At 36.0% G+C, this 11725-nt stretch carries 5 protein-coding genes; 1 reads left to right on the forward strand and 4 read right to left on the reverse strand.

What is annotated here, in order from left to right; translation table 11 throughout:
* Nucleotide 1: 1 nt before the first annotated feature.
* Nucleotides 2–1009: a transglutaminase domain-containing protein gene (locus PXD56_RS03925; RefSeq protein ID WP_276492040.1), complete on the reverse strand. Its 1008-nt coding sequence runs from the start codon at nt 1007–1009 to the stop codon at nt 2–4.
* Entirely contained in the window at nt 1006–1740 is a 735-nt protein-coding gene (locus PXD56_RS03930; protein WP_276492041.1) for a carboxypeptidase-like regulatory domain-containing protein, read from the reverse strand. Before PXD56_RS03930 ends, PXD56_RS03925 begins: the two co-directional genes overlap by 4 nt.
* A gap of 267 nt (nt 1741–2007) precedes the next feature.
* Here PXD56_RS03930 and PXD56_RS03935 point away from each other — a divergent pair, with 267 nt between their 5' ends.
* Entirely contained in the window at nt 2008–4056 is a 2049-nt protein-coding gene (locus PXD56_RS03935; protein ID WP_276492042.1) for a M13 family metallopeptidase, read from the forward strand.
* A gap of 169 nt (nt 4057–4225) precedes the next feature.
* Here PXD56_RS03935 and PXD56_RS03940 read toward each other — a convergent pair whose 3' ends face one another.
* Nucleotides 4226–10300, reverse strand: a complete 6075-nt coding sequence (locus PXD56_RS03940; RefSeq protein ID WP_476703478.1) for an alpha-2-macroglobulin family protein — start codon at nt 10298–10300, stop codon at nt 4226–4228.
* A 222-nt stretch (nt 10301–10522) separates the two neighbouring features.
* Nucleotides 10523–11698, reverse strand: coding sequence for a hypothetical protein (locus PXD56_RS03945; RefSeq protein ID WP_276492044.1), 1176 nt, complete (start codon nt 11696–11698; stop codon nt 10523–10525).
* Between the last annotated feature and the right edge of the window lie 27 nt (nt 11699–11725).

An 11725-nucleotide genomic window follows, 5' to 3' on the forward strand; every position in this document is an offset into this window, starting at 1 on the left:
ATTATTTTACTTTAATGACATAGGTGGCAATCAGTTGTTCGCCAACTGAAATATGAACGTCATACAATCCTTTCTTTTCAAAGGTTTGTTCCAAGATTACTTCATTTGAATTCATGATCATATTTGGATTTCCAATTTTTTGACTACTTCCTTTGTTTAATAGAAGTTGAATGTCCTTGTCAAATTCTTTTGGTACTTGTAATTTAATTGTTACGGATGTTCCTTTTGGAATAGTATTGTTCATTACCGACGGGGCAACCGGAATTATTGGTGCTAAAAATGCTTCTTTGTAAATAACCGGTCCTGCCACGTAGGCTTTAAACGCATCGGTTTTTAAACTTTGATCACTTTCTTTACCGATAGGGAAATGATTTTTTGCAAACAGCACTGGGTCCGCTAAAAAATAACCATCGAAATAATCTGATTGAAAAAACGGTGTGCCATTTACAACAATAGTTTCTCCCGCAGACCAAGTAGCATCACACAGATACCATTTATCATTTATTTGTACCCTGTTCCAAGAATGATTGGGTGCACTATCTTCTTTTAATAATAAAGTAGGTGTACGTCCGTAACCATCAACAATATCACATGCAAACCCTGCAAGGTTTGCCATCTCTTTTACCAAGTAAGCGTAACCCGTACAGGCAGTTTTCTTGTCTTCTAATAAACTTTTAAAGACTTTAGGGGTAATATTCCTGTTCCAATCTAAAAAGGCTTCACGGTCTTTTGCAAATCGCTTTCTTTTACTGCTGATTTTTACATATGAAGAATAATCATTGGCTATGTTAGAACTGATCCAGGTATATATTGCCCTGAATTTTTCAACATCTGTTTTTAATGATGTGGTTAAATTATGAGTGAGAACCGGTAAATTTTTAAGGCTGGCATCTTTATAATAAAGAGCGATGCTGTCCGCTTTTGTAAAATCAATTTCTTGAAAATCTGAGCGTTGAGCAAAGCTCGTTATAGAAAATAAGAGCGTGATTAATAGAAAGGAAATTCTCATTTTTTGAAAATATCTCCTATTTTCTGAAAAATGTTTCTCTTGCTTTTGTAACCACCAACGATTACCACTTCGCCCATTAATTCAACATCATAAGTGTCAAACGCAATAGTAATATCTATGTTAGAATGTACACCTGCTGCAACTTGGTATGTTTTGGTTTCATATCCTATATAACTAAGTATTATATTATCATTCGCTTCAAGTTGTTGAGGAAATTCAAATTTACCGTCAAAATCTGTCTGTGTACCTACTGTGGTTCCTTTCAATACTACATTTACGCCTGGTAACGGCTCATTGTTTTCATCAACTATAGTGCCTGTCAACGTATATTTTTCTTGAACAGTTTCAACATATGAGATATCGCCCATTAAAGCTGTGGAAACCACTTCAATTGGTGATTCTATAGGTGCAGTTTCTTGACCTTTAACTTCACTGGCGCAAAGTGCCAATAAAGAAAAACCCATCATAGCTATTCCTTTAGGTAATATAGAATTATTCATGGTGTGTAACGTGTTGGTTTCATATGTTTTTAATTGCGATGCCTTGAACATTCCACAGGCTTTTTTATTACCATGGTTTAAATAATTGATAAGCTCGTTATCTGAGAAATTGGTGAAATCAATAACCTCTTTTTCACAGCTTTGGCAAAAACCTCCTTTCTCTGTTTTACTAAAATTACTAAATTTTTCTTTGCAAGGTTCTTCAACGGAAATTGTTAATGTGCTTTTCATATTGTTATGGTTTTATATCTATGGTTCTAAAGTATAATGGATGTCAGTCTTATGAAATAGAGAATGAGTAAAGTGGTACTTTCATTGAGTTATCAGGATTTATCATGTTTTTAGAATGATTTTTAAACTTGTAAATAGTTTATTGTCAAATGTTAATGTTCTAAATTGATAGTGAAATAAACGCGTTGAAAATAAAATCCTGTTATTTTTGTAACAAAACTCAAAACGAGCGTCCTATAGAACGATACGTTTAAAACTAACTCACAAATGAAAAAAATTTATTTTCTAGCTGCCGGTTTGGTAGCTCTAGCTTCATGTAAAGAGGAGGCTAAACCCACTGCAGAAGTAGAAAAGATTCCGGGTATTGTTCTAACGAACATGGATACTACTCAAAACCCTAAGTCAGATTTCTATAATTACGTTAATGGTAATTGGATGAAGTTTACTGAAATACCTGATGATAGAACAAGTTGGGGCGGTTTCAGCGTACTTCGTAAATCTACTGATGACGATGTATTGAAAATATTGGCAACTGCAAAAGAAAGCGGAAACTATGCTGCAGATACCGATCAGGCAAAAGCTTTGGCAATTTTTGACACAAAATTAGATACTGCCGCAAGAAACAAAGCAGGTATTGCTCCGTTGAAATCAGCCTTTGATGCTATTGCCGGTGTAAAAAATTTAAAAGACCTACAAACAGTATTGGCAACTAATGCAGCTGTGTCTTCTCCTTTCCTTAATATTGGAGCTGGGGCAGATTTAAATAACAGTAGCATGAATGCTGTGTATTTAGGCGCTAACGGATTAGGTTTACCTGATCGTGATTTCTATTTAGAAGAAGATGAGAAGTCTGTTGAAATACGTGAAGAGTATAAAAAGCACGTATCTAAAATGCTACAAAGATTAGGTGATTCTGAAGCTGAGGCAACGAAAGCTGCCGATAAAATTCTTGCTTTAGAAACGCAATTAGCCGAGCCACGTTTAAATAAGGTGGAGCGTAGAGATGCTAGAAATTACAACAACCCTAGAACTATTGCTGAGGTTGATAAGATGATGTCCACTATAGATATTGAAAAACTTATCTCTGATTTAGGAATTACTAAAAAGTTCGATACGCTTTTGGTTACTCAATTAAGATATACCGAAGCTTTGGACAAGTTCTTAAAAACTACGCCGATCGAGGATATTAAAACCTTGGTTAGATGGGATACTTTTAATAGTGCTGCCGGAAAATTAACTACCGATATTGAAACTGCTAATTGGGAGTTTTATAGTAAATACCTTAGAGGAGCTAAAGAACAACGTGCTGCAGACGAACGTGCATTGGCAACCGTAAACGGTACTGTTGGTGAGGCATTAGGTCAGTTATATGTTGATGCTAAGTTTCCGCCAGAAGCAAAAGCAAAAGCCGAATTAATGATTGCGAACGTTATCGATGCTTTTAAAGAACGTATTTCTGTTTTAGATTGGATGAGCGATTCTACAAAAACAAAAGCGATTGAAAAATTAGACAAATTCACCGTTAAGATTGCTTACCCAGATAAATGGGAAGATTATTCTACCATGGAAGTTTCTGCGGATAAATCATATTTTGAGAATATGACTGCGGTTAACAAATGGGGCGAGTTGAAGAACTATTCTGAAATTGGTGAGCCTGTTGATAAAACTGAATGGGGAATGTCTCCACAGACTGTAAATGCATATTTTAATCCGTTAAACAATGAGATTGTTTTTCCTGCAGCTATATTACAACCTCCTTTTTATAACTATACTGCTGATGAAGCTGTTAATTATGGTGGTATTGGTGCAGTTATAGGACACGAGATTTCCCATGCTTTTGATGATAGCGGTTCTCGTTTTGATGCCGACGGAAATCTTAAGAATTGGTGGACAGATGCTGATTTGGCAGCTTTTACAAAAAGAGCAGATGCTTTGGCCGTTCAATATGATAGTGTAATGGTATTACCAGAAGTATATGTAAATGGTAAATTCACCTTAGGTGAAAACATCGGTGACTTAGGCGGATTGCTAGGAGCTTATGACGGATTACAGAAATACTATGCTGAAAATGGACGTCCTGAAGATATTGATGGCTTTACGGCAGAGCAACGTTTCTTTATGTCTTGGGCTACGGTTTGGAGAACCAAAAGTAGAGATGAGGCTTTAAGAACACAGATCAAAACCGATCCGCATTCTCCTGGTATGGTTAGGGCTACACAACCTTTATTGAACATTCAAGCGTTTTATGATGCTTTTGATATCAAAGAAGGTGATGACATGTACCTAGCTCCTGAAAAGAGAGTTCATATTTGGTAAACTATATTTTAGTAAAAGACGAAAAGGGCGCTACATTGTAGCGCCCTTTTTTTTGTGCTATTTCGTCATTGAGAGGAGCAGTTTCTTGACGAAACAATCTGTGTGTTATTGGTTAGAAGTAAGTTTTAGTCAGTTCATAAACAGATTACTTCACACGTTCGTAATTAAATTAGTTGCTCACCGAAACACGAACACCTTCACTATGACTACTAAACTCCGGTGCATACATACTTTCAATTGTAGTAATACCATTGCTAAAATCGCCAGCATTATTTACACGAACATTATATTCAAATACATAAACTCCTTTACGTAAATAGTCAAAGAAGAAATTGGTGCTAGCATCTTTTGTGCTTTCGTAATACCCAAGTCCGTCTTGCCATTTGTATCTGGAAATTACGTTTACTGGCTCAAAACCGGCAGCTCGCATATCTTTCATATGTACAAACTCCATGTCTCTATCCGCTCTTAATTCTATTCTTATTTTAACCAAGTCTCCCACCTTTAAAGTAGTTTTATCCGTTATTTCAGAAATTACCTCGCCAGAATCGGTATTCTTTTTTAAGAAGATTTTCTTCTTTAGATTTAATGGGGTCTCAGCGCTTGTAATTTTGTCTAAGTCCTCAAAATACTGCCAGTACAAAGCTCCCCAGGCAATACCGTTGCCTTTTTTACTGATTTGCACATCACCCATTTTAGGAGAAATCTCAGTAGTATTCCATGATGTTTTAAAGTAACCTGTACCGGCTTCGACCTTTACATCCTCTAAACTGGAGGGGTCTATCTTTTCTCCTCCAATTAGCACATCTACAGCATCTGTAACGGATAACCATTCACTACCCTGAAGTAGTAACGCATATACTGCTTCTGTGGTAGCTTTAGTAGTGCTCCATTGGTTGGTCTGTTTATTTTTAAGCAACCATATTTTAAGGTTGTCTATGGTTTCAATATCCGTAGGGCGAATCTCGGAAAATGCTTCAATTAACAACGCTTGTGTTTCAATGGGTGCTTGGTACCAATACCATGAGCTGGTATTGCTTTTCCAGTACATGCCCAATTCATCACTAGTAATACTATTTTCTTCTAAAGCGCGTAGAATCTTGGTAGACGTGTTTGCATCATTATTTCTATGTAGAACCAATGCTAACATTCCTTGAGCATACAAGTTTCTCTTTATCCAATATTTCTGTGCTTGCTTCATATAATACGCAGTTATCTCATCTACTTTTTTAGAGGTTTTAATATCCTTAAAAAAGCTGCGCATGTATAAATAATGAACCTGATTTGCGCTTAAATGGTCGTTTTTTATATTAGAAGTATGTTTCTTCATATACTCATACTCTTTTACAAACTCATCATCTAAATATAAAATTGCATCCTTAATCATATCCCTTTGTAGGCTCGCTGTAGCCGCTTCATTTCGGTTGCTGAGCGTAGCCGAAGTAACCAAATGATTTAAATGACCCATACCAGAAATGATATGTTGGGTTATGTATCTGTTATTCGGACCGCCGTTGAACCAAGACCATGCACCGCTTGAATTCTGATTTTGAGCAAGTTTGTTTAATGCTGATTGCTGCTCATTTTTCATCTTGTTCAAATTGAACAATAACCCAATTCTTTTCTTTTGCTCCGTTTCAGACTGTGCGTCTCGCAACCAAGGTGTCTCTTGAATGAGAAGGGATTTCAATTCTTCGTTCTTTTCCAGATTACTCAATAAAGCATCTGAATTTGCCCATTGATCAAATACCTCCCTAATTCTGGGATTACTGTTGGCAATATGACTAGCCAAGGTATTTGCATAATACCTAGAGAAGGTCTGCTCATTACAATCGTACGGATACTCCATTAAATAAGGCAATGCCTGCACTGCATACCAAGCAGGGTTAGAAGTCATCTCCAAAGTCAACTTGTGATGATTTAACGTTGCCGAAGACGTTTTCTTTAATTTATCAAGCGTAAACGTTTTTGTTTGGTTACTGCGGATCCACATAGGTAGTGTTTCCGTTACCAACATTCTGTTAGATAATACAGGCAGCATATGCTGTTCACCATCAGAAAAATCACCTGCTTTTGCAATGATTTTATATTGGACGGATTGTAAACCATCAGGAATTTTTAGTGACCAAGATACTTGTGTGTTACCCATGGCATCCACATTAAAGGAAGTTGTGTGCGGTGAGTCCAACAATTGATTAGATATATCTGATCCGGTTACTGCATCTGTCAACTCTAATTTTGCCTGTCCAGCAAGTAGTTTTTCAGTAAGGTTGGCAATTTTAGTGCTAATGGTGATTTCATCTCCTTCACGTAAAAACCGTGGTACATTTGGTGTTACCATCAATTCTTTTTGGGTTACCGTTGTCAGATTTGTAATGGTACTTTCCAATTCTTTGGTATGTGCTAAAAGTTGTAGGTTCCATTTTGTAAGCGCTTCTGGAGTCGTGAAATTGAAAGAAACATTCCCTTCCTTATCTGTTTTTAAGGTGGGGAAGAAAAATGCGGTTTCCTGTAGGTTCTTGCGTATAGTAACTGACCCAAAATCAAGATTCTCGGTCTCTGGTTCTAGTTCTTTGGTTTCAACACTTGCAACAGCACCTGATAACTCACTTTCTTCTTTAACAGATCCATATCCAATAACTATCGTTTCTTCTAAAGGGGAATCATCTGCCATCATAGCTCTTTCCAAGGGTGCTGCAGATCTTTTATACATAGCCCTAGGTTCGTAAAAATTACTGTAAGTATGAAAATCTAAGCCAAAGGAATCAAAAGTGTCAAAACTAAGATTAGGGTAGTTAAAGCTGGTATGGTGAGAAAATGTTTGAAAATTAATAGTGGTAAAACTATTATAAGCGCTAGTTCTTCTACGAGAATAATAATGAGGCTGGTTGATAGGATTAAAATACCATGAGTGTGGTTTAAATTGATCAAGAGAGGCATCATACATACTAGCCAATAGCTCTGCACTCACTTTATCACCTGCAGGTCCTTTGACTTTAAAAGACCAAGTTTCATCAACACCTGGTGCAATTTTATCCCTAAAAGTCGTGGTTTCTATTTCTAACTCATTAGACGGGTAGGGTACAAGTATGTTCACAGTATTCTCTTCAAAATGATTGGCAAATACATAACTGTATGTAATAGCAAAACCTCCTAAATCATCTTTGGTAACTGGTACTGATATTGTTTTAGAATTACCATTTAGCGTAATGACCTTTTCTTCAAAAACCTCCTTGTTTTTCTCTACAATTACCGTAATATTCAGATTTTCTGCATTAGAAAGAAAAGTAATCTGTGCCTGGTCTCCAATTGCGTATTGTTCCTTATCCGTTTTTACGTGAAACAATTGGTTGTCGGCTAACTTTTGCTCATTGTCCGTGATGGAAAAAACAGCGATATCTTTTACTACTTGCCCAAACTTATCTTTTGAAAACAGTTCCATTCTATATTTTCCAGATGTCCAATTTTTAGTTTTCCCAAGACTGATTTCATTAGCTTTTTGGGTATCAAATGTAGATTGCCAAACCATTTTTCCTTTCTGCCAATTAGAAGCATTGTCTTCATTCTTATAAGCATCATGCGGGTATAACTTCCTAAATTCTTCTTTTGAAAAACCTGAATAATCTGGCGCAGCCCATGGTCTTGGTCTAAGTACATGTTTAGGTGCCTGTAATTTGTATAGTTTCACTTCTCCTGTTGCAGCAACAGGCTGTCCGTTTAAATTATTACTGGTAATAGTAAAGCTGTTATCTTTTAGAGACTTATTTATGCGCTCTAATATTAATAGTCTTACGTTCAATGCGTGATAGCCCACGTTTACATTGGTCGTTGTGCTTCTTGTTTCTCCGTTAATATCAGTTACATCTGCCGTAACCTCATAGGTGAACGTTGGTAAGTTTTCTCTTTCTATACTATTGTCTGGTATAGCCTTGAAGGTGATATTGTAATTACCTAGAGCATCTGTAACGGTTTCTCCTTGAACAATTTCTTGTGATGAACCATTAAAAAATGGTCTTGTCCAATTATACCATCTTGGTACACTTACTACTCTTTTTACCCGGTAAACTACTTTAGCATCAGTTATATTACTGCCCGCATATGCAGTAGCTTTACCGGTTACGGTTACACTATCATTTACTTTATAGGTTGCTGTAACAGGTTCAAAATTGGTTTCAAATTTTGGTCGTTTATACTCTTCTACTGAAATAGTTGCGTATCCATTTAACCCATAGGTGTCTGAGGTAGTACGGATAGAAAATTGCCCTGTTAGTCCCGTATTTGGCAGTATAAATTCACCTGACACTGAACCGTATTCATTAGACCTCAAGACTTGGGTTTCTATTTCTTGACCATTTACATCATATAGAGTTACATTAATGTTTGTGTTCTCCAAGACTTTAGAAATACCTTTATTCTGGCTTATGGCAATTCCTTTGAAATAAACAGGTTGTCCTGGTCTGTAAATACTTCGGTCTGTAAATAGAAAGCAACTGTAGTTAATTTGTTCCTTGTTTTCGGCATAGCTTCGGTTAACGTAGTAATCACCAAAATAGGCTTTGTCATTTTTACTTTTAACAGTTATGTTTAGATCGTTCCAGTTATTTTTACTTTTTTCAATGGTAATAAAACCTGATTTATCGGTGATATATGACGCTCGCGTAAGTGCATCTTTGTAGTTTTTTCTATAACTTAAAGCAACCTCGGCAACTGCAATAGGTTTACCATTGTTTCTTCCTATGATTTGGTATTGTTGATGTGTGTTGGTTTGAGATTCAATAACCGCAACATCTGTTGCCTGTACAGGCGTATAGCTAAATACATCTGTTTTTTCATCTTTAGATTCAGCGGTTAAAATATAGCTTCCATTTTCTAATGCAGGTACTAGGATTTCAGTGCTGTGTGTCTGGTAATCTTTCTCGGTCTTTAAATCTGCAGACCAAGTTTTAGCTATAGGTAGGTTTTTAATAAAAACTTTTCTTTTAGCATCTGGGTAAATTTCCTCTAGTTTCGATAGTTGATTTTGAGTGATTTTATAGGCATTTAAATCTAAGTTTTCAACATTTTTGTATTGCACCAAAAGTCGACCTAACGTATTATTGGGAATGTGTTTTTCAGCGGTTAACTGAACACTGTAGTCTTGAATCTTTGCCTTTAAAACTTCGCATTTTTGTGCACCTAAGCTTTTAGGAAATCGTGCGATAATATCATCACATAATTCGATAGCCTCTTTTAATTTCCATTGGTGTTCTATATTATTTTCGGCAGTGTAGGTGAGACCAAATTGTTGGTATTGTAGCGCTATTTCATAGGTGTATAGACCAGAAAGGGAACTATGTTTTATATTCTCGGCTGAATTTTTAAGTACTTCTACATAAAGATTATCCTTATTGCTGAAAGTAGCGTTTTGGTGAATATAACGTAAACGCTCTATGTCAACCATTACAAGCGGGTTAATGTCTGGGTTGCCAAAATGAAAAGCTACTAATTGTTGGTAAATATTTAGAGCCTTAGACTGAAGTGATAAACTTTGTCCTTCATCAAAATTTAAAAAACTAGCGGTGTATGCCTCACATAAAATAGCTTCATCATCAATTTCAAAAGCATCTGCAGGTTTATTAATATTGTTTTCACTAGTCGTATAAAACTCTAGCGCTGTATGTGCCAAAAGATCATACAGTGTAGGTCTAAAAATTCTATTTTTCTCTTTTACATCTAATAGTACATCAAACTGAGAAATAGGTAACTTTTGTGTAACGCTAGGGTTTTCTATAGAGGCGGTAAAGTTGAAGTCAATTTCCTTAAAAAGAGTATCTAAATCCCAAGTTCTAAAATCCGTGGAATCTACTTTTGCATCTGTTGTTGTCCTATTGTAAAAGCGATATCTGTTTTGTTGAAAATACTGCCAATATAGTTGTGCCAAATAACTATGCAGAATTTGCTTGGTTGGTTCATCGGCAACGGCAATTTCAGATTTAAAATCATTGATGATGCTTAATTTGGAATCCTCTTTAAGAGTCATTATAAATTGCGACTTGTAAAGCAGGGCTTTGATTAGCTGTACTTTAATACCTTCTTTTTTCGCCTTTTCAAAAATGGCTTCTGTCTGCTTTAATGCAGATTTACTCAAGTTTTGATCTTCCAAATCATAAACTTTATCCCAAAGTGTATCATAAGAATTGTGTTCTTGGGCATTACCAAATTGTGCGGACATAAATAGAATTAGAATTACAAATAGCTTTTTCATCATAGTAAAATTACAATACAAAACTGTGCCAAGGTAATTTTATATACAATCAAAAATGAGTGAAACCTACTTTTCGGTTAGTAATTATGATTGTTCTAAGTTAATGGTGGAGATAATTACTGTAACGGGGTAATAGTATTGTAGAAGAATATAGGTAATAAGTCGGTTAGAGAGAAAGTTCAATTGTAGTGTGAGTGTGCTTTTAAATTTTAAGGCTATTCCTTACTTACCCGTTAATCGCTTTCCGTTAATGGCAATATGCGTTTTCTTTTCATTTAGAAAACAGAAAGAGGTAGTAACTTCAGTACCGTCGTCGTAAACAAACCTAGCTACATAATTGGATAAGTAATATCTGCCGCCCGTTTTATTGCTAGATGATGTTGATCCCCTTACACCACCATTAGCATTAGCAAAACCAGTTTTAGAATGAGCAAAACGACCGTTGTTCTTAAAACACCATGAACTGGCATTACCTACGGTGCTGCCGCCACCGTAGCCTTCAGTACTTCTTGATGTAATATTGCCGTAGCAATTGTTAAGTTTTAAATTTTTTGTTGCTGGCTCGGTAAGCCAGTCTCTTGCATCTTTATACTCTGTTTTACCATGTGCTTTTATTTCTAGGTCATTATTTCGCATACGCCACTGTCCCCATCTATTTGGTTTTTCACTTTTAGATGCCGCAATACCTTTAGAAAAAGTGCGTCCTATATCGCTGGTATAGGTACCGTCTTTAAAAAGGGCAATGACACCGCTGGTGGTACTGAGCATACCATTTGAAAAACCTCTTTTTAACACACCTCTAAGTTCCAAAAAACCTTTTGGAGCATCACCGGGCGATAATGCTTCACCAGATGTCTCAACAGAGGTAGTAACAGTTGGCGTGGTAGCTGTTTGGTTAGATGCTAAACTCTTTGTAGCTACCTTGGTAGTTTTTTTCGTCAACATGTCTGCTTTTATATCTTTCACTAAATCGTCAAATCTAGCACCGTATTTTAAAACAATCACGAGGTCGGTAGATGTTATAAGTCTTATAAAGAAATTACGACCATCGTCTAATTTGCCACCTTGGTAGGCAACTTGCATGGTTACACCATTGCCGTCAACGTAACTATTGGTAATTGCGTAATCTTTTTTTTCAGATTTTACTACCCATTTTTTAAGAGGTTCGCCTAATTCCTTTTGTTTATGCTTTGCAGTTTCAGACACCCAAGTTTTTAAATCTTCGTTTATAGTTTCTATAGGTCCGTAGGTGTAAACGTCAAACGTTTTATTGCTTTTTAAATCTTTGGGCGTATAGATTTTAATGTCTCCATCATAATTTATATTCCATTTTTCCTGTGCAAATATATGTATTGTGCACAGGGTTGTAAGACAGATAAAAAGCTTTAATTTTTTCACGGTAGTAAGATTACTTAATTTGTAGCT

Source organism: Maribacter zhoushanensis (assembly GCF_029350975.1).
Taxonomy (GTDB): Bacteria; Bacteroidota; Bacteroidia; order Flavobacteriales; family Flavobacteriaceae; genus Maribacter; species Maribacter zhoushanensis.